At 65.9% G+C, this 20634-nt stretch carries 19 protein-coding genes; 6 read left to right on the forward strand and 13 right to left on the reverse strand.

The window, feature by feature from the left end; genetic code table 11:
* Window positions 1-4: 4 nt before the first annotated feature.
* The 4 genes from NP3_RS33395 to NP3_RS33410 are packed head-to-tail and all read right to left on the reverse strand — an operon-like array spanning window position 5 to window position 5152.
* Window positions 5-1270: a CHAT domain-containing protein gene (locus NP3_RS33395; protein ID WP_063045735.1), complete on the reverse strand. Its 1266-nt coding sequence runs from the start codon at window positions 1268-1270 to the stop codon at window positions 5-7.
* Window positions 1267-2802 carry a tetratricopeptide repeat protein gene (locus tag NP3_RS33400; RefSeq protein WP_063045736.1) on the reverse strand — a complete coding sequence of 512 codons (1536 nt, stop codon included), beginning with the start codon at window positions 2800-2802 and terminating at the stop codon, window positions 1267-1269. Before NP3_RS33400 ends, NP3_RS33395 begins: the two co-directional genes overlap by 4 nt.
* Entirely contained in the window at window positions 2802-3833 is a 1032-nt protein-coding gene (locus NP3_RS33405; RefSeq protein WP_063045737.1) for a hypothetical protein, read from the reverse strand. Before NP3_RS33405 ends, NP3_RS33400 begins: the two co-directional genes overlap by 1 nt.
* A complete protein-coding gene (locus NP3_RS33410) occupies window positions 3833-5152 on the reverse strand; it encodes a hypothetical protein (RefSeq protein WP_063045738.1) in 1320 nt (439 codons plus the stop codon). The genes NP3_RS33405 and NP3_RS33410 overlap by 1 nt, the downstream gene beginning before the upstream one ends.
* Before the next feature lie 146 nt (window positions 5153-5298).
* On the opposite strand from NP3_RS33410, the gene NP3_RS33415 reads away from it, so the two are divergent.
* Both NP3_RS33415 and NP3_RS33420 read left to right on the forward strand, forming a co-directional pair.
* Window positions 5299-5841 carry a lipoprotein LpqH gene (locus NP3_RS33415; RefSeq protein ID WP_063045739.1) on the forward strand — a complete coding sequence of 181 codons (543 nt, stop codon included), beginning with the start codon at window positions 5299-5301 and terminating at the stop codon, window positions 5839-5841.
* A gap of 162 nt (window positions 5842-6003) precedes the next feature.
* A complete protein-coding gene (locus tag NP3_RS33420; RefSeq protein ID WP_063045740.1) occupies window positions 6004-6822 on the forward strand; it encodes a hypothetical protein in 819 nt (272 codons plus the stop codon).
* A 57-nt stretch (window positions 6823-6879) separates the two neighbouring features.
* Here NP3_RS33420 and NP3_RS33425 read toward each other — a convergent pair whose 3' ends face one another.
* Window positions 6880-7125 (reverse strand): hypothetical protein, encoded by a 246-nt coding sequence (locus NP3_RS33425; protein ID WP_063045741.1) that lies wholly within the window; start codon window positions 7123-7125, stop codon window positions 6880-6882.
* Window positions 7126-7392: 267 nt separating this feature from the next.
* Here NP3_RS33425 and NP3_RS33430 point away from each other — a divergent pair, with 267 nt between their 5' ends.
* Complete coding sequence (locus NP3_RS33430) at window positions 7393-9462, forward strand: PhoX family protein (protein ID WP_063045742.1); 2070 nt, start codon at window positions 7393-7395, stop codon at window positions 9460-9462.
* Window positions 9463-9528: 66 nt separating this feature from the next.
* Here NP3_RS33430 and NP3_RS33435 read toward each other — a convergent pair whose 3' ends face one another.
* Both NP3_RS33435 and ggh read right to left on the reverse strand, forming a co-directional pair.
* Window positions 9529-10188 carry a glycoside hydrolase family 25 protein gene (locus NP3_RS33435; protein ID WP_245721219.1) on the reverse strand — a complete coding sequence of 220 codons (660 nt, stop codon included), beginning with the start codon at window positions 10186-10188 and terminating at the stop codon, window positions 9529-9531.
* A gap of 203 nt (window positions 10189-10391) precedes the next feature.
* Window positions 10392-11729: a glucosylglycerate hydrolase gene (ggh, locus tag NP3_RS33440; protein WP_063045743.1), complete on the reverse strand. Its 1338-nt coding sequence runs from the start codon at window positions 11727-11729 to the stop codon at window positions 10392-10394.
* A 200-nt stretch (window positions 11730-11929) separates the two neighbouring features.
* On the opposite strand from ggh, the gene NP3_RS33445 reads away from it, so the two are divergent.
* Together NP3_RS33445 and NP3_RS33450 are read left to right on the forward strand one after the other, a co-directional pair.
* Window positions 11930-12625 (forward strand): SDR family oxidoreductase, encoded by a 696-nt coding sequence (locus NP3_RS33445; protein ID WP_063045744.1) that lies wholly within the window; start codon window positions 11930-11932, stop codon window positions 12623-12625.
* Window positions 12626-12817: 192 nt separating this feature from the next.
* Window positions 12818-13588 carry a polysaccharide deacetylase family protein gene (locus NP3_RS33450; protein ID WP_373864800.1) on the forward strand — a complete coding sequence of 257 codons (771 nt, stop codon included), beginning with the start codon at window positions 12818-12820 and terminating at the stop codon, window positions 13586-13588.
* A 153-nt stretch (window positions 13589-13741) separates the two neighbouring features.
* Here NP3_RS33450 and leuS read toward each other — a convergent pair whose 3' ends face one another.
* Window positions 13742-16591 (reverse strand): leucine--tRNA ligase, encoded by a 2850-nt coding sequence (leuS, locus tag NP3_RS33455; RefSeq protein ID WP_063045746.1) that lies wholly within the window; start codon window positions 16589-16591, stop codon window positions 13742-13744.
* Between the two features lie 128 nt (window positions 16592-16719).
* Between leuS and NP3_RS33460 the strand changes: the two genes are divergently transcribed.
* Window positions 16720-17127, forward strand: a complete 408-nt coding sequence (locus NP3_RS33460) for an SdpI family protein (protein WP_063045747.1) — start codon at window positions 16720-16722, stop codon at window positions 17125-17127.
* Window positions 17128-17176: 49 nt separating this feature from the next.
* Here the strand turns inward: NP3_RS33460 and NP3_RS33465 are convergent, their stop codons facing one another.
* The 5 genes from NP3_RS33465 to NP3_RS33485 form a co-directional block, all read right to left on the reverse strand.
* Entirely contained in the window at window positions 17177-17548 is a 372-nt protein-coding gene (locus NP3_RS33465; RefSeq protein ID WP_063045748.1) for a type II toxin-antitoxin system death-on-curing family toxin, read from the reverse strand.
* Window positions 17545-17739 (reverse strand): ribbon-helix-helix protein, CopG family, encoded by a 195-nt coding sequence (locus NP3_RS33470; protein ID WP_063045758.1) that lies wholly within the window; start codon window positions 17737-17739, stop codon window positions 17545-17547. Before NP3_RS33470 ends, NP3_RS33465 begins: the two co-directional genes overlap by 4 nt.
* Before the next feature lie 124 nt (window positions 17740-17863).
* The gene (locus NP3_RS33475; protein WP_063045759.1) at window positions 17864-18247 is read right to left on the reverse strand and encodes a cupin domain-containing protein; all 384 of its coding nucleotides are present in this window, start codon (window positions 18245-18247) and stop codon (window positions 17864-17866) included.
* 310 nt (window positions 18248-18557) lie between these two features.
* Window positions 18558-19592, reverse strand: coding sequence for an aminotransferase class I/II-fold pyridoxal phosphate-dependent enzyme (locus tag NP3_RS33480; RefSeq protein WP_063045749.1), 1035 nt, complete (start codon window positions 19590-19592; stop codon window positions 18558-18560).
* Complete coding sequence (locus tag NP3_RS33485) at window positions 19589-20632, reverse strand: 3-oxoacyl-ACP synthase III family protein (RefSeq protein WP_063045750.1); 1044 nt, start codon at window positions 20630-20632, stop codon at window positions 19589-19591. The genes NP3_RS33480 and NP3_RS33485 overlap by 4 nt, the downstream gene beginning before the upstream one ends.
* Window positions 20633-20634 lie beyond the last annotated feature (2 nt).

Consider the following 20634-nt stretch of genomic DNA (forward strand, 5'->3'; position numbering starts at 1 on the left):
TCGCTCAGGTGCGGACGGTGGCGAAGGCGGACCAGAGGAGGGGGGAGTGTTCGATGGCGTGGGTGGTGCGCCAGGCGGTCAGGCGCGATCGTTGCCAGGTGGCGAGGGCGGTTACCGGGTCCGGGTGTTCGTGGGCGGTGTCGATGGCGCAGATGGCGTCTTGCAGGGGGCGGGCTTCGGGGGGTGCGCCCGCGAGGCGTTGGAAGGCGAAGTCGGTGGGGAGCGGCCAGCGGCTGGCGGTGACCAGTTCGGCGCCGCCGTTGATCATGGCGGCGACCAGGCCGAGGGCCTCGCTGAAGCGCATATCGCCGCCGCTTTCGCAGGCGATCAGCGCGACTCGGCTCGGAATGGGCCAGAGTTGTGGTCCGGCAACGGGATCGGTGGTCAGGGTGTGGGTGCCGAGCAGTAGGTCCTTGGCCGAGAGGGGGCGGTGGGCTCGGACGGGGGTGGCGAAGCCGATGGATTCGGCGTCGCAGGCGAGGTGTAGTTCGGAGGCTTCGCTCTGGCCGGATTCGGGGGCTGCGGCGGTTACGTGCCCCACATAGGTCAGGCGGCTGGCACCGCCGCGTAGCGCTTCGCTCAACCAGGTGCGATCGATATCCGTGCGGCGGAACGCGTCGATCGGATCGTCGACCGCGGGCAGTAGTCGGCCCTCGGCCGAATATTCGGCAACCCGTTGGGCGAGTGGGGCTTTGGGGTCCATGCGGCCGAGGACGGAGCCGAGCGCGGAATCGGCGCGAAAGCCCGGAACGCGCGGGTCGAGCACGGCCACCACCGGCAATGCACCCGTCTCGGACCAGGTGCGCACCGTGCGGTCCGGACCGTGCACAATGCTGGCGGGAGCGAGCAGACTGATATCGGCGATATCCACCAGGCGCAGTTCCGGGCTGGGAGCGATGATCTCCCACGGAATCTGAGCTACCCGGGGCGAGGGTTGCAGCCGAATATGCGGACGCACTCCGCGTACGTGCAGGTTGTACAACTGCGCCGCCAGGCCATAGGGCAGCAATGCGCGGGAAAGCGACTGCGCAACAAGATATTCCGCGTCGTACGACGCGAAAGCGCCGGTGGTCATGGCATGTTCGAGTCCGCCGGGCAGCGCCGGATTCGGCAGCGCCTGCGCGAACTGCGCGACGGCATCGGTGATCGCATCCCCGGGCAGCATGCTCGCACCCTGGGCGTATTCGTTGTGCAACCAGCGCCACGACATGTACAGATCGCCCGCGTCCGCCATCCGCACAATGACGGTCGGTTGTGCCGAGAGGGTCATGCGGGCAGCACCCGGCTGTCCCGCACCGGATGCCCGTACCGCAGCTCGGCGGCCTCGATATATCCGGCCAATGCGATATGTCCGTCCGGTGCGACGGCGACCCTCGGCGGCGGCACCACCGGCAGTCCGGCGCTCGCCGCGACCGAGGCCAGCGCCGTGCCCAACTGCGGTGCCGACCCACTTTGCGGCCCGGTCCCGACCTGCACCGTGGGTTGCGCCGGATCAGCCGGTGGATCGAATAGTTCGAGCGGCAGCCGCGGCGGCGCGCCGACAGCCGATCTGGCGATATCCAATGTCGTACCCGCGCACTGTGTTTCGATGAGGTCCACGATCAGCGGACCATTGCCGGACAAATAGGCGAACCGGAATGCCATCCGCATTGCCGGGTCGGCGATCTGGCGGTTCCATTTCTCGCGTTGATTGCCATTGGGCAGGGTGTAGCGCACGGCATCGATGGCCAGCGCCGACGGTACCGCGAGACCGATCGCTCGCCCCAATAACTCGGCATCCGGGGATTCGGCCGCCTCGATGACCGACTCCAGCAGTGCGGCATGCCAGAAATCGATTTGGGCACAGTGCAATCCGAGACCGCGCTCGGCATACGCGGCGAAGGCCTCGCCGATGAGGGCCTCGCCCTCGCCGTATTGTCCGTTCGAGTACGCCACGGTCGCCAGGCGCACTCGCACATCGGCGGCATCGAGCACCGCACCGGATGCTTGGAAATAGTCGAGGCTGCGGCGATAGAGCTGGTGCGCCGCATCGGTATCGCCACGGCCCTCGGCGAGAAAACCCATGGTCTTGAGCCCGACGCCCGCGCGATATCCGAGTTCGGCGCGCTCGAAATACTCCTGGCTGGACCGCAGCGGCGGTTCCGCCTCGTCGAACCGATCCAACCTGACGTACATGACGGCCAGATTCTGTTCCGTCTCGGCGACCGCATTGCGATCACCGGCGGCATCGAAGGCCGCCAGCGCCTGGCCCATGAAGTCGACGGCCAGTTCGCGCCGTCCGGTCTCGAAGTAGATCCCGCCGAGCGTCGAGAGCGGATGTCCGGCCAGGTGCGGCGCGAAACGCACTGCCGCATCCAATGATTCGGTGGCGAGTTCGATGGCGTAAGCCCAGCTCTGGCGATGGAATGCGACTGCGGTCAGCGACAGCAGACAGGCCACCCGCTGCATGCTCTCGTCATTGTGCTCGGTGAGCAGTGCGCGCGCCTGCTCCAGCGCCTTCTGCGCACCATCGAGATCGCCGACGTGCTGCAATGCCTGGGAGAGGTTGATGAGTGCGGCGGGCCGCTTTTCGATCGCGTCCGCAGGCATCTCCGCGAGCGCCTCGCGGAACATGACGATCGCCCCGGCATGATCGCCGAGTTCATCGGACATGCTCGCGGCATTGACCAGTGCGCTGACCCGCAGGCCATCCGCGCTGGTCCTTGCGATTTCCTCGAACAGTCGCCTGGCCTCGGCGACATCGCCGCGCTGATAGGCGGCCGCTCCTTCGGCGAGTCGCTCGCGACCGTCATCGGCAGGCATCAGAAGTCCGAATCCGATGCGGCGGCGGCGATTTCGGCAAGAAGGGGTGCATCGACCGCATCGTCCGCGGCAGTAGCCCGACGCAGCCGTGCGGCTGCGAGCTCACGAATCTGTCGCCGGATCTCGGGACCACCCAGCTCGGGTGCGTCGGGCGCACCGACGCCGGGCACGTAGACATCCACCGTAGAAACGGAATCGGATGGCGTGGTGGCCGCGCCGGTCCACAGATCGCCGACCAGATCCAGCTCGGCCTCGGCGGTGCCGACGGGTGTGGTGATGAGGGCACGCGGGTGCAGGTGTGCCGGTGCGTCCGAACCCAATTGGGGCGCGGCTACCGCGGTGACGCGGACCGTCGTAGTGCCCGAACTTCGGATCGATTCCCAGGACACCGCCCGTTCGGACGCGTCGATGAGGCCGGGCGGGCAGCGCCGCCAATCCCATCCGCCCGTGCCGTGACCGAGCGACAGCGCACCGGCCGGACGATCGGACCCGCCACCGGCGGCGAGCGCATAATCCTCTGCACGAGTAGGTATTTCGACAAAAAGAGGCAACTCATCGTCTGAGCCCGGCTCGTCATCACCGAGGAGCGGTTCGCACTGCGTGCGCAGTGCCGCTATCTCCTGGTCCAGCAGCAGATCGTCGAGCGGAGTGATGCCGTCGATCGTCGATGCCGGCCACCAGCGCGCGGCCCAATACGCGAACCCGAGCCGCCAGGCAGCGGCCACCAGATTCGGCACCGCGGGGTCGGCCACGTCGGTGAATTCGGTGCCACCGCTCTCGGTGTCGGCGATGGCAATGGCAATCCGTTCGCCGTACACCGCCCACAACCAGTCCTGCGCGAGCTCGACATCATCGATCACCGCCGCCGGAATCGTCTGTCCGGCAAGCAGACTCCACGACAAATGACCGCCGAGCACCTCCAGCACCATCGCATCGATCGCCGCGGCGCCGTCCGATACCGTCGGCGCTCCGTCGGGCGCGATGATCCAGATTCCGTCCCCCGCTGGTTCGATCCGCACGATCCCGCTCATCAGCTCGCCCTCGATTCCGCCGGATCCGACTCAGTGACCAGGGAACTCACACTCAGCGCCTGTTTGACCCGCATACGATGGTCCAGCATGACCGAGCGCGCCACACCGTCGAGCAGATCCCACAGCTCGTTCGGCTCGTAGACGCCGAACTCCCGGACATCGCGTCCGTGCAGGCGAACCCACAGCCGCCGCAAATATGGCCGCCACGGTGTGCGCAGCTCGGTCGCGATGGCCGCCAGCGGGCCACTCGGCATTTCGATATCGGTGCGCACCGCGAGCCGCCGGGCCTGCAGGACGTATGCCTCCCGCTGCCAGCGGCCATTGATCACCCGATGCGCCGCGGTGTCGGCCGCCGCCGACTCCCCGCCATGCAGTGCGATCGGCCGCAACCCGAGTGCGAGCGTGGCCCCCGCCGTCGCCGCGACCCGTAGTGATTCATCCAAAAGTGACCAGGGCGAACAACTTCGGGCGATCTCCGTGGTCACCAATTCCGGAATGGGCGGCAGTTCGGCCCGTTCACTCGACGCCTGCAGCACGGTGAATACGCGCTCGTAGATGGTGCGATCGAACGGCAGTCCGAGACTGGCCTTCGAGGCCGACGAACCGAGCGCGGGCGGCTGCGGAATCGGCACCGCGGTCAGCCCCAGCTGATGTGCCGTCGGCTCGAAGCTGTTGTCCCATAGTCGGATTCCGCCGTGCGTCCCGGCATGGGTGGCGACGAGCTGATCGAATGTCCGCTGCCCGTCGGCGCTGTGACCGGCACGCGCCGCGGCTGCGTCGAGCAGCGCCGCGAACAGTTCGGCGTGCTCTCCGGTCGGACCGCCCACCGGACGTCGTCCCCACGCGATATTGATCAATGAGCCGAGTTCGGCAGTCCGCGCACCCGCGGTGATGTACTCCTTGAGCGCCTGTGTGGTGCGCCCCGCCGCGAATTCGTGGACGTCGCGCAGTGTCGCCTCGGCGGTTGCCCGGTCCCGGTCCGGATCCGGCACACCCGATGTGGTGGCGAGTTCGAAGGCGCGCTGGAAATACAGATCCTGCGGATTGCCCTCGGTGATCCGCAGCGCCCGCCGGACCTGTTTGAGCAGGGAAAACCAGGCCGCAGTCGCGCGCAGCACGTCGGCGGCGGCATGGATTCGGGTGGCGAGCATTACCGCGCCGTCGGCGGTGAGGATCGGGCCCGCGCACAGCGGATGCTGCACTGGGCGGATGACCAGTGGGTCCAGGATGAGCTTCACGGTCCGCCGCAGCGGCCCGCCGTGGGGTCCACTGAGCGGTTCGACGCCCTCGAGTCGGCGCCAAACCTCGTCCAGCACCATCGCGCGCGGCCGTCGCATTCGACCAGGTTAACGGAACTTCCTCCGTTTCAGACTCCGAAAAACCTGGGATCGGTAGGGCGCGTTCGATTCCTACCTTTCTCGTATCGGCCCAACACCGGAGCCGAACGAAGCAAAAGGAACAGATCATGAACACCAAGCCGGTCCGCATCTCCGCCGCCGCCCTCGCCGCCTCGGCCGCCGCTTTCGCCCTCTTCGTCACCGGATGCAGTGACGATTCGGGCAGCTCGCCGACCACCTCGGCCAAGCCGGGCACCTCGGCCGCCCCGGTACCGGCGTCGGGCAAGTCGACCGCTTCGGTCGACGGCAAGGCGCTCGACGGCAAGTTCGACACCACCTGCGCCAAGCAGGGCGGCACCCTCGCCCTCGCGCTCAGCGACACCAATAACGCCACCTACGGCACGCTGAGCGTGAGCGCCTCCATCACCGGCACCGACAACGTCCAGGCGGTCGCGGTCGCGGGCAGCAAGGGTGGCGCCAACGGCCTGCCCTACGCCCTCGGCTTCGGCAACGGCATGCCCGGCGGTTCGGCCAAGGTGGTCAAGGACGGCAACACCTACAAGGTCACCGGTGAGGGCGTCGGCGCGCCCGACCTCACCAATCCGACCGCAAGCCCGAAGAGCTCGAAATTCGACATCACCTTCGCCTGCTCCACCGTGGTCGGTGGCTGATCCGCACCGTGACAAACCCGCTCACGGCTCCGCCTCGCTGACGCTCGGCTCCCGCCGTGCGCGGAGGCGCGCTGTGTCTTCAGCTCGCTCGCTGGCGCCCGCTCACGCCCCTTGACACAAGGGGCGTGAGCGGGGCAAACCACTTCATACACAGGGGAAACCATGAAAAACATCGCCCGCTCGCTCGCCGCCGCCTTCTTCGTCCTCTCGATCGGCTACTACCTCTGGCACGGCTTCACCTACACCAGCTCCGGCCCCTTCGACGACAGCATGCTGGCCTGGGTCGGGCCGCAGATGGCGCTGCCGATCATCGCCCTGACCATCGTCCCGATGGTCTTTGCCTTCACCGGCGAGGGCATCGGGGAGGGCATCATGGCGGCCTTCACTGGTAACAACAACAGCTCGGCGTTCCGTGATGGTCTGGTCGGCATCGGCACCATCAAGTCCTTCCGCCAGACCGGGCTGACCGTCAATGACCAGCCGCAGATCCGCATCGATTTCAGCGTCGAGGGCGTTGACGGCAAGATCTTCCACTCGCACGCCAAAATGATCGTCCCGCTCACCGAACTCGCACTGCTGCAGCCCGGTGTCGTGCTGCCGGTGCGCTATCTGCCCGATCGCACCGACAAGGTCGAGGTCGACCGCTCCGGCGATATGTCGGCAGCCCAGCGCGCCATGAACGAATCCATGATCCGAAAGGGCTTCACCACCAAGGCCAAACTCGACATCGCCGAGCGCGGCATTACCGCTCAGGCCGTCGTGCAATCGCTTGCGGTGCCCGGCGAAATTCGCAACGGGTATTCCAAGATCGAGCTCGGCCTGGTCGTGACCCGGCCCGACGGAACGACATTCACCGCGAGCGTGGACAAGTTCCTGCCGCCCGCCAGCGTGGCCCAGGTGCAGGTCGGCCGGATCATCCAGGTGCACTATCTGCCGGAGAACGAACAAGAGGTCGTGATCGCACTGCAAGTCAATGCGTAGCCCCGGCACAGAATGTTGCTCTCGTTCATTACCGAACGGGAGCAATATTTGTTTGCGTCAGAAGACGCGGTGGCTGAAGAAGCTGTGCTGGCAGGTGGGGCGCTTGCAGACCGCACCACCGCCCGGGATGAACCCGACACAGGTGGGGTGGGTACACCTGTTGCAGCCACCGTCGCCGTCTTCGCCCATATGGTCGTGGTCGACGAGTACGACGCGGGCCTCGGCCACCGCGCCCGCGAGAATCGAATCGAGATAGTCCAGCGCCTTCGAGGTGAGCGGGGGTTTTCCTCCGGACAAGGTCATCGCACTACTCCTGACTCTGTACTCATGTCCTTGATTCCGATCTTCCTCCTGCGCGGGGAGTCGCACACGAGTAGCACGCTACGCAAATTGAGGGTTACCTAATTGGTCGGTCGTTCATCTGACTGTTTCCTGTGGATTGCCTGAGCGGCTTACGGTGCGCCGGTCAGCACTATGTCAGGAGTTCATCGTGAGCGAGCGAAGCGAGCGAACCATAAGCAGAGGCCACCTCGGTGGCACGACGGAGCCGAGCGTTAGCGAGGCGCAGTCGTGACACCGAAGCCCCTCGCCCTGTTCGTTAAGCGGGACGGCGCGCCGAAGCGCTCGGCCATCACCTGTCAGTACAAATGCGGCAACGCCTGCTTCCACGAGGTTCCGAACACTTCCGAGAACGAATACTTCGGCGATATGGTGCGCGCGGCGCTGACGCGGCGCGGCATGTTGAAGGGCAGTGCGGGGGTCGTGGTCGCGGTCGGCGCGGCCGGTGTGCTCGCGGCCTGCGGAGACGACAAGGTCGAATTGGCGGCGGGCGGCTCGCTGGTCGACGGTGTGCCGGTCGGTACCAACTTCGCACCCGTCGCGGCGAATTCCGATGACGCACTGGTCATTCCGGAAGGTTACGAGCACAATGTCGTGATCCGCTGGGGCGACCCGCTGTTCGCCGACGCGCCGAAGTTCGATGCGAATGCCCAGTCCGCGGCCGCGCAGGCAAAACAGTTCGGTTTCAACAACGACTTCGCCGCCCTACTGCCCATCGAGGGGCAGGCGAATACCTATCTGCTGGTGGTGAATCACGAGTACACCACCGAACCACAGATGTTCAAGGGCTACAACAAGGAAGAGCCCGCACTCGAGCACTACCAGACCGCCATTGCCGCGCATGGTCTTTCGGTGGTCCAGGTAAAGGGCGAATCCGGAATCGGCAAGCTGACACCGGAATTCGGCAAATACAACCGTCGCATTACCGGCACCACCGAATTCACGGTCACCGGACCCGCCGCGGGCAGCGCCTTCCTGAAGACGAGCGCCGACCCGTCCGGCGCCAAGGTGCTCGGCACCCTCAACAACTGCTCCGGCGGCCTGACCCCTTGGGGCACAGTCCTTTCCGGTGAAGAGAACGTCAACCAGTATTTCGCCAACGGCGATAAGGTCACCGACGAGGCCGCCAAGGCCAGGCTCAAGCGCTACGGCTTTCCGAACGGCGCCTCCGAGCGCAAGTGGGAGCGGCACGAGGCGCGCTTCGATCTGGCGAAGGAACCCAACGAAGCGAACCGATTCGGCTGGGTCGTCGAGGTGAATCCGTGGGATGCCGCGGCCGCGCCGATCAAGCACACCGCGCTCGGCCGGTTCAAGCACGAGGCCGCGACCATTCACGTCGCCAAGGACGGCACCGTCGTCGCCTATATGGGTGATGACGAGCGTTTCGACTACATGTACAAGTTCGTCTCGTCGCGAAAGGTGCAGTCCGGCAACGGCCAGGCGAGCATGCGGCACAACCTGACGATTCTGGACGCGGGCACGCTGTACGTCGCCAAATTCACCGGCGATCACCCGGACAAGATCGACGGCAATGGCACGGTGCCCTCGGATAAGGGCTTCACCGGTACCGGCCAGTGGATTCCGCTACTGGTCACCGGCGAGGACGGCAAGGCCACCTCGAAGGTGGACGGCTGCACCGCCGAAGAGGTTTCGGTATTCACCCGGTTGGCCGCCGACAAGGTCGGCGCGACCAAGATGGACCGTCCCGAGGATTTCGAGGCGAACCCCAAGTCCGGCAAGGTCTATGTCGCGCTGACCTACAACGAGCAGCGCGGCGCGCAGGGCAAGCCCGCCATCGACGAGGCGAATCCGCGCAACATCAATAAATTCGGGCAGGTGCTCGAACTCGACGACGATCACGCGGGCACCACATTCACCTGGAATATCCTGATGCTGTGCGGTGATCCGAAGACCACCGACACCTACTTCGCCGGTTTCGACAAGGCCAAGGTCAGCCCGATCGCGGCACCGGACAATCTCGCCTTCGACGATTACGGCAATCTGTGGATCTCCACCGACGCCTCACGCGCCAACGGCGCCAATGACGGCCTGTTCTCGGTGGTGCTCGACGGGCCGAATCGCGGCGAGACCAAACAATTCCTGACCGTCCCGTTCGGCGCGGAGACCTGCGGTCCGACGGTGTCGGAGCAGCGGGTCACCGTGTGCGTCCAGCATCCGGGCGAGCGCGATGACGCGACCGCGGAGAAGCCCGCCTCGCATTGGCCCGATGGTGGCGATAGTCTGCCCAGACCCGCCGTTGTCTCGGTGTGGAAGAAGGGTGGCGGGCGAATCGGCGCCTAGTCGATTTCCCCGCGCAACACACGAAGCCGCTACTCGAACCTGCAGGGAGTAGCGGTTTCGTGCTGTTCAGCCCATATTGGCGTAGCGCGCGAAATCGCCTTGGGCGCCGCTGTACACGTTGACGTCGGTGCCGCCCGCGATACCGGGAATGCGTCCGCTGTCGGTGGTCTGCCAGAACGTCCAGGTCGGCCAGCCACCCGGGACTTCGGGTTGTTCGTTGCCGCGGTAGTCGGCGATCCAGAGCGGATACCTGGTGAATTCATTGGTATTCGCCATGGCCGACTTCCAGAAATTCGGATAGGTGTAGACGATCGGCACCCGTCCGGTCAGGGCCTGCACGGTATTGAGATATCGATGCGTCCAGTCGATCAGTGCGGCCGGACCGAGTCCGCCCGTATTCTCCAGATCGAGCACCGGCGGCAGATCCAGCGGCCCGTTCTGTCCGAGCACGATCGTCGCGTACAGCGCCGCCTGCGGCTCCGGCGGCAGGTTCGGTCGCGCGTAGTGATACGTCCCGCGCGCGACCCCCGCCGCCCGCATCAGCAAGCTGTCCGGCACGAAATACGGATTGACGTAATTCACGCCCTCCGTCGCCTTCAGCATGGCGAAGGCGTGCCCAGCGCTTCGCACCGCGAACCAGTCGATGAACCGGCCGTCGACATGCTGCCACGACGACACATCGGGCCCGCTCGGTTCGGCCACCGCCGTGCCCGCCGAAGTAGCCATCAGGATGCTGCCCGCCGTGATCGCGGACAACGCCAAGGCGCGAGTGGATCTCCAACAAGTACTATCCATGCTGTTCGACGATAGCGACCATTACTTGATGTGACCAGAGTTACATCTGAGGTATTTGCACAGCATTCACTGGTCGCCCCTTGGGGCCAATTGCATCAACAGCGGTCACCATTGCCGCGACCGGCCCGGATACGTCAGCCGAGCCAGTCCAGGACCGAGGCCGCGGTCCAGGACTGCTGCATGCTGCCGAGGGGTTCGCCGGTGAATGGTTCGTAGTACTCGGCGAAGCTGCCGTCGCTGGCTTGGCGCAGACCCTCGGCGCGGAGCATGAAGGAGCGTTCGGCCCAGCCGCGGCGGGCGAAGACCCAGGAGAACAACCAGCTCATCACCGGCCAGACCGGGCCGCGCCAGTATTCGCGGGAGCGGAAGTCCTTGGAGACCGGCGAGGTGGACGGCGGCAGGGCGTAGCGCAAGTCCGGATGGCCGCAGAAGCGCGGGCCCTCGAACAGTCGCAGCAGACTGCGTTCGGTGTCGCGGGGGAGGCCGCCGCACAGCAGCGGGGCGAACATCGAGAGGGTCTCGGTATTGATCCAGCGCTGGAGGCGCACGTCGAAATCCCGGGCCGCGCCGGTTCGGGCGTCGGTGGTCGCGACCACGCCAGTGCGGAAGCGTTCCGCCCACGAATACAGTTCGCGGACATCGGCATGGGGCTGCTTGTACTCCTCACCGATATTGGCGAGAACCTCACACGCCAGCGCGAAGATGGCGGTGACGAAGACATCCTCCACCGCGAAACTCATCGTCGAGGCGAGCTGGTAGTCGTCGTATCCGGCGCGGCGCATCTGCTCGACCAGCCACAGATAGCGGTCGTATTCGCGATCGCTCGGCCGCTGCGATGTGTCCGAGACCACCAGCAGATCCTCACGCTGATACGGCGGCAGATCGCCGGGCGTCACATTCGCGTAGGCCCGATCCCAGCGCGGCGAATTGTCCATCCCGGATTCCCAGCCGTGATACAGCGTGATCCGGCCGCTCTCCTTGGGGTCGCGGGCATGGGCCAGCCAGCGATGCCAGCGCACCAGATCCGGCCAGCGCCGATTCAGGAATTCCTCGGCCACCGCCCTGGTGCTGCGGCCGTGGCGGCGGGAATGGTCGAGGATGCGCTGCACCGCGATGGCGTGCACCGGCGGCTGGGTGATGCCGGAGGTGTCCGGACCGTCCGGGGCATTGGCGGCCAGCTTCTTGCACTCCCAGCGGGCCGGGCCGGGGAAGTAGCCGTCTACACCATTGGCGAAGACGATGTGCGGGATCATCCCGTTCTTCCACTGCGCCGAAAGCAGCGTGTCCAGTTCGATGACCGCGCGCTCGACACTCAGCGGGGCGAGGCCGACCGCGACGAAGGCGGCATCCCAGCTCCACATGTGCGGATACAGCCGGGGTGCGGCACTGGTCATGGTGCCCAGATCATTGCCCCGTAGCAGGTAGGCGGCGCGAGCCGCGAGCTGTGTTGGGGTGAAACCCGGGTGTGCCATCCCCCTATTTTGCGATGACACTCGCAAGTACGCCCGCTCAGTGACTCGTGTCTCGTCCTGGTGCGCCCTGGTGGCCAGCTGTTGTGCGCCGGATCTCACTCCGCATGCCCCGTCCGTGAATTCCACTTATTCGCTTTATGCATCCATCGCCGCGCGCGGGTAGTGCTACCACCCGCTTCGGTGGCCGATACGGTGACTCCATGACCTCCGCCGTGACCAGCACACCGAAGCCGACCGCGCTGATCACCGGCGCCAGCCGGGGGCTCGGTGCCGCGATCGCTCGCGAACTCGCACCGACCCACGAGCTGTTGCTCGGCGCCCGCTCGGCCGAGGCGCTGCGCGCGATATTAGGCGAACTGCCCGGCGCCACCGGATGGCCGGTCGAGTTGACGGACTATTCCGCAGTGGCGGAAGCTGTTTCGCCGATTCGGCGCCTGGATGTGCTGGTACACAACGCCGGTATCGCGGACCTGGATTCGATCGCCGAATCCTCGGTGCAGCAGTGGCGAAATACCTTGGAAGCCAACGTGATCGCCATCGCCGAGTTGACTCGGCTGCTGCTGCCCGCATTGCGCGCGGCCAACGGTCATGTGGTGCTGATCAATTCGGGTGCCGGATTGCGGGCGAATGCGGGGTGGGCGTCTTACGCGGCGAGCAAGTTCGGCTTGCGGGCTTTCGGTGACGCGCTGCGGTTGGAGGAGCCGACGCTGCGGGTGACCTCGATCCATCCCGGCCGCATCGATACCGATATGCAGCGGGAGATCATCGCGGGTGAGGGGCGCGAGTACCACGCGGAGGAATTCCTCAGCCCGGAGACTGTCGCGGCGACCGTGCGTGCCGCGATCGACACACCGCGCGACGGCCATCCGACCGAGATCGTGCTGCGGCCCTACTGATTCGGCTCACTGTGATTTCATCCGAATGTGCGGCCGAGATGGTGTCGTTTTCTTGACATGTTGTTCCGAGGTTCAGCTCGGGGACAGTTTCGCTCGGTAGCCTCGCGTCTGTTACCTGCGCGTTTGCGTCGACGGGGCGGCGGTGCGCTGATAGAGCGAAGCTAGAGGGTTCGGATCGTGGATAGACGTCGGTTGCTGACAATGCTCGCAACAGGCACCGCGCTGGCATTGACCGGCTGTGTGCGGGCCGAGGGGGAGCCGTTCAACAGTGGTTCGGCGGGCAGCGGGCCGATACTGCCCGCGCCGCTGCTGCCCCCGCCGCCGATCGGACCGAAGACGCCGATTCCGGCGCAGACCATCACCGCACTGCCGGGCGGTGGCACCAATTTGGCGCTCACGATCGATGACGGTGCGAGTCCGGAAGTCGTCGGGGCCTACATCAAGTTCGCCAGGGATACCGGCGCGCGATTCACCTTCTTCGTGACCGCCTACTACGACTCGTGGGCGATTCACCGAGATGCGTTGCGGCCCCTGGTCGATTCCGGTCAGATCCAGCTCGGCAATCACACCTGGGATCATGCTGATCTGACCAAGCTGTCCGCGTCGGGCATCTCCTCGCAGTTGGAGCGGGCGAAGTCCTTCCTGTGGAACAACTTCGGTGTGGACGGCACGCCCTACTACCGCCCGCCCTTCGGTCGCCACAACGGCACGGTCGATCGGGTCGCCGCGGATCTCGGCTACACCGTGCCGACCATGTGGTACGGCTCGCTGTCGGACTCCGGTGTGATCACCGAGGATTACCTGTTGGAGTGCGCGCGTAAGTATTTCAATCCGCAGACGATCATCATCGGGCACGCGAACGCGCCCGCGGTTACGCACGTCTACGGGCAGCTCGTGGACATCATCAAGGAGCGCAATCTCTCCATGGTGACCCTCAACGACGTGCTGCTGCCGCCGCGCTGACAGAACGCGGCGCCCACGGTATCCGTCCGTCGCGCTGACAGGGCTCTGCACACGGGCCCGTCCGTTGCGTCGACATCAGCTGCTCCGCGCACGGAATTCGCCGCCGCGCACGAAAATGTGCGGCCGAATTCCGTGCGCAGCGGTGGCTAGCGCTTACGCGACGATATTGATCAGCCGCCCCGGCACCACGATCAGCTTGCGCGGCGCATTCCCGCCGAGCAGTGCCACGATCTTCTCATCGGCCAGCGCGGTCGCCTCGATGGTCGCGTTATCGGCGTCGGCGGGCACCTGAATTCGGCTGCGCACCTTGCCGTTCACCTGAATCGGGTACTCCACCGACTCCTCGACCAGCAGCGCCGGATCCGCCACCGGGAACGGGCCATGGGCCAGGGATTCCTTGTGCCCCAGCCGTTCCCACAGTTCCTCGGCGATATGCGGTGCCATCGGCGCCAGCATCAGCACCACCGGCTCGACCACCTCGCGCGGCGCGCCCGCGGGGTAGCTCTTGGTCAGATGGTTGGTCAGCTCGATCAGCTTGGCACCGGCGGTGTTATCGCGCAGCGCGGCGTAATCCTCGTCCACACCCGCGATCGTCTTGTGCAGCAGGCGCCGCGTCTGCTCCGACGGCGCCGCGTCGGTGACCCGGATCGCGCCGGACTCCTCGTCGACGACCAGTCGCCACACCCGCTGCAGGAACCGGTGCGCACCGACGACATCCTTGGTCGCCCACGGCCGCGAGGTATCCAGCGGCCCCATCGACATCTCGTAGAGGCGGAAGGTGTCGGCGCCGTAGGTATCGCACATCTCGTCCGGCGAGATGGCGTTCTTCAACGACTTTCCGATCTTGCCGTACTCCTGGAACGCCTCGATCTCGATGCCGGTGGTGGGATCCGGGAAGTAGTGCTTGCCGTCGCGCTCGATGATCTCGGCGGCGGGCAGATACGCACCGCGCGCGTCGGTGTAGGCGTGCGCCTGGATGTAGCCCTGGTTGAACAGGCGGCGGTACGGCTCATAACCGCTCACATCACCCAGATCGAACAGCACCTTCTGCCAGAACCGCGCGTACAGCAGGTGCAGCACCGCATGTTCGACACCACCGACGTACAGATCGACGCCGCCCGGATCGTTCGGGCCGTGCTCCGAGGTGCGTGGGCCCAGCCAATACTGCTCGTTTTCTTTGGCGCAGAACGCATCCGGGTTCGTCGGGTCCGCGTAGCGCAGCTGATACCAGGAGCTGCCCGCCCAGTTCGGCATGACATTGGTATCGCGGCGGTACTGCTTGGGACCGTCACCCAGATCCAGTTCGACATTCACCCAGTCGGTGGCCTTGGCCAGCGGCGGCGACGGTTCGGAGTCGGCGTCGTTCGGATCGAAGGTGACCGGTGCGAAATCGTCCAGCTCCGGAAGTTCTACCGGCAGCATGGATTCCGGCAGTGCGTGCGGTGCGCCGTCCTCGTCGTAGACGATCGGGAACGGCTCACCCCAGTAACGCTGGCGGGCGAACAGCCAGTCGCGCAGCTTGTACTGGACGGTGCCCTTGCCGTGGCCGTCGGCCTCGAGGCGCGCGATGACGGTGGCCTTGGCCTCTTCGACGGCCAGGCCGTTCAGGTAATCGGAGTTCACCAGCGCGCCGTCACCGGAGTAGGCCGCGGCCGAAATATCTCCGCCGGAAATGACTTCCACGATCGGCAGGCCGAATACCGAGGCGAATTCCCAGTCGCGCTGATCGTGCCCTGGCACGGCCATGATCGCGCCGGTGCCGTAACCGGCCAGCACGTAGTCGGCGATGAAGATCGGCACCTGGGCGCCGTTCACCGGGTTCGTCGCGTAGGAACCCAGGAAGACGCCGGACTTCTCCTTGTTCTCCTGTCGCTCCAGATCCGATTTGGCCGCGATCGCCTTGCGGTATCCGGCAACGGCTTCCCGAGGGTCACCGGCGTCCTCGAAGGTCCAGCGCGGATCGACGCCCTCGGGCCAAGCCTCCGCGGTCAGCCTGTCGACCAGCTCGTGCTCGGGAGCCAGCACCACATACGTGGAGCCGAACAGGGTATCCGGCCGGGTGGTGAAGACCTCGATCTGCTGACTGTCGGCATCGAATTTCACCTGCGCGCCACGGGATCGCCCGATCCAGTTGCGCTGCATGGCCTTTACGTTCTCCGGCCAGTCCAGGTGGTCCAGATCGTCGACCAGCCGGTCGGAGTAGGCGGTGATGCGCATCATCCACTGCCACAACCGCTTCCGGAATACCGGGAAGTTGCCGCGCTCACTGCGGCCGTCGGCGGTGACCTCTTCATTGGACAGCACCGTGCCCAGACCGGGACACCAGTTGACCACCGAATCGGTTTGGTACACCAGGCGATACGAGTCCAGCACCTCGGCACGTTCGGCGGCGGTCAGATCGTTCCAGGCGCGGCCGTCGGGGGTCGGCCGGGCACCCGAGTCGAACTGCGCCTGCAGTTCCGCGATCGGGCGGGCGCGGTCCAGATCCTGGTCGTACCAAGCGTTGTAAATGCGCAGGAAGATCCACTGCGTCCACTTGTAGTACTCCGGATCGGTGGTCGCGAACGAGCGCCGACGGTCGTGGCCAAGGCCGAGCCGGTCCAGCTGACGCTGCATGGTGGCGATATTCGACTCGGTGGTCTGGCGCGGATGTGCTCCGGTCTGTACCGCGTACTGCTCGGCGGGCAGACCGAACGCGTCGTAGCCCAGCGCGTGCAGCACATTGCGGCCCTGCATCCGGTGATAGCGCGCGAAGACGTCGGTGGCGATGTAGCCCAGCGGATGCCCGACGTGCAGGCCCGCGCCGGACGGGTACGGGAACATGTCCTGGACGAACAGCTTGTCCGTCGGCGTCGCACCCGCGAGCGGGCCTACCGGGTTCGGCGCGTGGAAGGTCCCGCGCTCATCCCAGGTCCGCTGCCACCGGCGCTCGATGCGGCCGGCGAGGCCGGCGCTGTACCTGTGCTCCGGTACATCGCTTTCGGTTGCACGAGTGTCCGCCACGGTCCTGCCTTCTTGTTCTCGCCGATCCCCGTCATAGATGTGTCTATCAGGGTAGAACGTCCGGGCTTATACACCGAAAATCGGGCCGGGCTGGATCCGGCGTGGCGGCGGTGCGATAACCTCCTCAGGTGTTCGTCGTCGCTCTCACCCTGTTCGTGCTGGCCATGGTCGCCATCGCAACCGGCGTGCTCGGACTGACCGGCCGGCTGCCACGCAACCGCTTCGTCGGGGTGCACACCGAGGCGGCACTGCACGACGAGGAAACCTTCCGCATCGCCAACCGCGTCGCCGCCCCTACCTCCGTGGCCGCGGGCGCACTGCTGTTCGCAGGCGGCCTCGTAGCCTTGGCCGCAGGTGGTTTTCCGGCGCTGATCGTTGCGGTGGTCACAGCGATGGTGGCGCTGTTCACCCTCGGCGCGGGCGCGAATGCCGCAGCTCGTGCGGTCGAGGAGCTCGTTCCCGTCCAAGAGATCGGCGGCTGCGGTTCCTCCTGCGGCGCGTGCTCGTTGCGCGAGGCCTGCGCCCCGACCGACTGAACGCGGGGTCGGCGCCAGCACAGGTCTGATCGCGACGTCGTGCGGACGGCTATTCGCTCCATTTCCGCAGGTGCTCAGCGATCTCGGGCACGTCCATGTCCCCAACGGCGACGGCAATCATGATCGGTTCCTGTTCGTCGGGGAGCACCGCCAGCACGACGCCGTTACGTTCGAGCATGAGCGCCGCCGCAAGGAACGCAGTGCGTTTGTTGCCGTCGATCAGGGCATGATTGCGAGCAAGCGAATGAAGTAGCGCGGCAGCCTTTTCGAACAACTCCGGATATGGATCCGTGCCGAAGACCCTGGTGGACGGACGCGCGGCGGCGGAGGCGAGTAATCCGTAATCCCGGACCGCGTCGGTACCGCGGTTCACAGCCCGGGCGATCAGGAGAAGTTCGTGGACCGTCAGGTATCGGGTCACGCGAGCCGTTCCAGCAATTCAGCGTGCCGTTCCATGGTGCGTGCCAGCATCGCCTCGAATACTTCCTGGTTCGCGGTGAGATGCAGATGGATCGCTTCCTTCGCGATCTCTTGTTTGGAGCGGCCGGTGCGCGCGGCTTCCTCGGACAGCATCCGGTCGTCGTCATCATCGAGTCGCAAGGTCATCGCCATAATCCACATGATACCTGCCAGATACCATGCTGGGGTTCGGCATGGCAGTGCTGGGGCGGGGCCGGCGAGATAGCCATCGGACGGATTCGATTTCTCCGCAGCGGTCCGTTGCGCGCGGGTTGCGTTACTGTTCGGCGCACTCCGGCGGATCGACGTGACGCGATAGCGGGCTACCAGCCGGGTTCAGGTACAGCACGAACAGCGTCACCGGTGTCGTCCCTGGATTCCGCGCCACGTGGGGATAGGACGGGCCACTGGGTTCCCGGAAGATTCGGCCGCGCCGGTAGGCGACCGGGGCACAGTCCGCGCCCGGATGGTCGAGGGTGCCGCGGGCGACCAGTACCAGGAGCGTCCCATCGTGATAGTGCCAACCACTGGTCCCACCCGGTTCGATGACAGTCTGGCGACCGATGACCGCACGCCGCCCCAGCGTAAACCGGAACAGCACCCGACTCGCCGTCCCGCGCGCTGGTGCCGCATTCACCTGGAACTCCGACCACCGCATCATCACCCCATCGAACCACCGGGCGAACCCAAGAAGTTCGTGAACCGGCAGGTATCGGATCATCCGAGCCGATCCAGCAATTCGGCGTGCCGTTCGATAATGCGCGCCGGCATCGCCTCGAACCCTTCCTGTTTCGCGGGTGGATGCGCCGCTTCGTTCGCGATCTCTTGCTCGGATCCGGCGGCGCGCGGCTTCCTCGTTCAGCTTGCGGTCGTCACCGTCATCGAGTCGCAAGGTCATCGCATGATGCTCGTCGGAGGCGGCGGCGCTGGAAACCACACAGGTCCCGTGAACGCCGCCGCTCCAACACCACCTACCGCAGTGATTCCAGCGACTTCAGCACCGCGTTGTCCGCCTCGGTGTCCCCGACAGCTACGCGCGCGCTGCCGTCGGGGTACACCTTGGCCGCGATGCCGGCCCGGCGCAGCGCCGTTGCTACGCCGGGTCCCGGCAGGTACAGGAAGTTGGCGTGGCTGCGCGGCACGGCGATGTGCCGGTGCAGCAACGCACTGCGCAGGGTCTCGCGTGCGGTGGTGATGCGCAGGATGCGCGCGGCCAATTCGGGTTCGGCGGCGTAGGACGCGGCGACCGCGGCCACCGCCGCCGAACTCACCCCGAACGGCAGCTGCAGCCTGCGGACGCGGCTGATCAACTCGCTGCTGCCGAAGGTGTAGCCGATGCGCAGCCCGGCCAGTCCATACGCCTTCGAAAAGGTGCGCAGGACCATCAGATTCGGATGTCGATTGAGCAGTTCGAGGGTATCGACCCGATCGGCGGGACCGAGGAATTCGGCGTACGCCTCGTCCAGGACGACCGGCATCCGGCGCGGCACCGAGCACAAGAACGCCTTCAGCTCAGCGGCCGAGATCACGGTGCCGGTCGGATTGTGCGGACGGCAGACCACCACCAAACCGGTCCGCTTGTCGATGGCCTTCGCCATCGCCCAGAGATCCTGATTGCCCGCGTCGTCCAGGGGCACTGGAACGACCTCGAGATCGGCCATCTCCGCCATGATCGGATAGCCGTCGAAAGTTGGTGCCCCGTAGACGATTCCGTCACCGGGCTTGGTCAATGCCTGGATGATCTGCATGGCCACCCCGGTCGCACCGGAACCGACGACCACCTGATCCGAATGCACCCCGACGCGCCCCGCGATCAACCTCGGCAGCCGACGCGGCAGGAACTCCGGATAGCGATTGGCCTGCGCCAGTACGTGGTTCACCGCGATGAGTACCGAAGGCAGTGGGGGGAACGGATTTTCGCTCAGGCTGAGATCGAACCGAGCCTGCGTCCGCTGACTTCGGTGCTGTTGCGAGGGCCGAGATTCGTCGGCCACCCGCACGCTCATCCGGCCGCGCCCCAGCGCACCGCGGCGGCGCCGGCGAAATCACCGGCGTGCGCGAATGCCGACAACAGCACCACCGAGCCGTTGCGCAGCCGACCCGCCCGATTCTCGGTATCGAGGGTGACCGGAATGCCTGCGGCGAACAGGTTTCCGCACTGGTCGAAGGTGTCCGGATGCCGCTCCGGCGGCAGTTCCAGCGCATCGTGCCAGTTGCGCAGGAACAGCCGGTTCGGCTGATTGGTGACGAAGGTGTCGATATCGCGGCCCTTCACCCCGATCCGATCGCACACCGCCAATGCCACCTCCGGCACCAGTCGATTGCCGCGTGCGAACACCTTGGTGATCTTCGATTCGGTGAAACTGACACAGCCCTGGCCCTCGCCCGGCTCCCAGTACTTACGCTCGCCGTTGGTCGAGAACTCCATATCCCCGGCGAATTCGGGATAGGTGCGGCATTCGATATCCAGGATCGGCGCGGAATCATCCTTGACGAGCAGTCCGACACCGCAGGCGTCGCCGGGCACCGGCGCCTGGGCGAGCTTGCGGATCTCGGTCTGGGTGAACACCGGGCCCGCGCAGTTCTGGGTCGCCGCGATGAGCGCGGAGCGGGCGTCGGTGGTCTGCAGGATCATCCTGGCCATGGCCATCATGTGCACGAAGGCCGCGCAGCCGCCATTGTGCACGTCGTATACGAAGCGGGGCTTCATCCCGAGGCGGCGGGCTGCCTCGGGTCCGCAGCCCATCACCGGATTGTCCGGCAGCTGGGTATGCGTGATCAGCACGTCGATATCCGAGATCGCCTGTGCACCATGGCGTTCGACCAGCGGTGCGACGGCCCGCTCGACCATGTCCACCGCGGTCTCGTCCCTGCCCACGTGGTGGCGCGCCTTGGGCGAGCGGAACATGACGTTCTTGGCCATCCGATCGGATCGGCTGTACTGCGTGAAGTATTCGGTGCCGACCGGCTCACCCGGCAGATAGCTCGATACATCGACAAGGCTGACGGCGGGCAGTCCAGGGCCGTTCGGATCAGCGAAGTTCATGG

It is taken from the genome of Nocardia pseudovaccinii NBRC 100343, assembly GCF_001613225.1.
In the GTDB taxonomy this organism is placed as follows: Bacteria; Actinomycetota; Actinomycetes; order Mycobacteriales; family Mycobacteriaceae; genus Nocardia; species Nocardia pseudovaccinii.

What these genes read in the sequence shown, in the direction of transcription:
- NP3_RS33480 (WP_063045749.1), bottom strand. Translation starts at nt 19,592, where the DNA reads ATGAGCGTGCGGGTGGCCGACGAATCTCGGCCCTCGCAACAGCACCGA.
- NP3_RS33470 (WP_063045758.1), bottom strand. Translation starts at nt 17,739, where the DNA reads ATGGCGATGACCTTGCGACTCGATGATGACGACGACCGGATGCTGTCC.
- NP3_RS33485 (WP_063045750.1), bottom strand. Translation starts at nt 20,632, where the DNA reads ATGAACTTCGCTGATCCGAACGGCCCTGGACTGCCCGCCGTCAGCCTT.
- NP3_RS33445 (WP_063045744.1), top strand. Translation starts at nt 11,930, where the DNA reads ATGACCTCCGCCGTGACCAGCACACCGAAGCCGACCGCGCTGATCACC.
- ggh (WP_063045743.1), bottom strand. Translation starts at nt 11,729, where the DNA reads ATGGCACACCCGGGTTTCACCCCAACACAGCTCGCGGCTCGCGCCGCC.
- NP3_RS33435 (WP_245721219.1), bottom strand. Translation starts at nt 10,188, where the DNA reads ATGGCTACTTCGGCGGGCACGGCGGTGGCCGAACCGAGCGGGCCCGAT.
- NP3_RS33420 (WP_063045740.1), top strand. Translation starts at nt 6,004, where the DNA reads ATGAAAAACATCGCCCGCTCGCTCGCCGCCGCCTTCTTCGTCCTCTCG.
- NP3_RS33405 (WP_063045737.1), bottom strand. Translation starts at nt 3,833, where the DNA reads ATGAGCGGGATCGTGCGGATCGAACCAGCGGGGGACGGAATCTGGATC.
- NP3_RS33415 (WP_063045739.1), top strand. Translation starts at nt 5,299, where the DNA reads ATGAACACCAAGCCGGTCCGCATCTCCGCCGCCGCCCTCGCCGCCTCG.
- NP3_RS33395 (WP_063045735.1), bottom strand. Translation starts at nt 1,270, where the DNA reads ATGACCCTCTCGGCACAACCGACCGTCATTGTGCGGATGGCGGACGCG.
- NP3_RS33475 (WP_063045759.1), bottom strand. Translation starts at nt 18,247, where the DNA reads ATGATGCGGTGGTCGGAGTTCCAGGTGAATGCGGCACCAGCGCGCGGG.
- NP3_RS33410 (WP_063045738.1), bottom strand. Translation starts at nt 5,152, where the DNA reads ATGGTGCTGGACGAGGTTTGGCGCCGACTCGAGGGCGTCGAACCGCTC.
- NP3_RS33400 (WP_063045736.1), bottom strand. Translation starts at nt 2,802, where the DNA reads ATGCCTGCCGATGACGGTCGCGAGCGACTCGCCGAAGGAGCGGCCGCC.
- NP3_RS33425 (WP_063045741.1), bottom strand. Translation starts at nt 7,125, where the DNA reads ATGACCTTGTCCGGAGGAAAACCCCCGCTCACCTCGAAGGCGCTGGAC.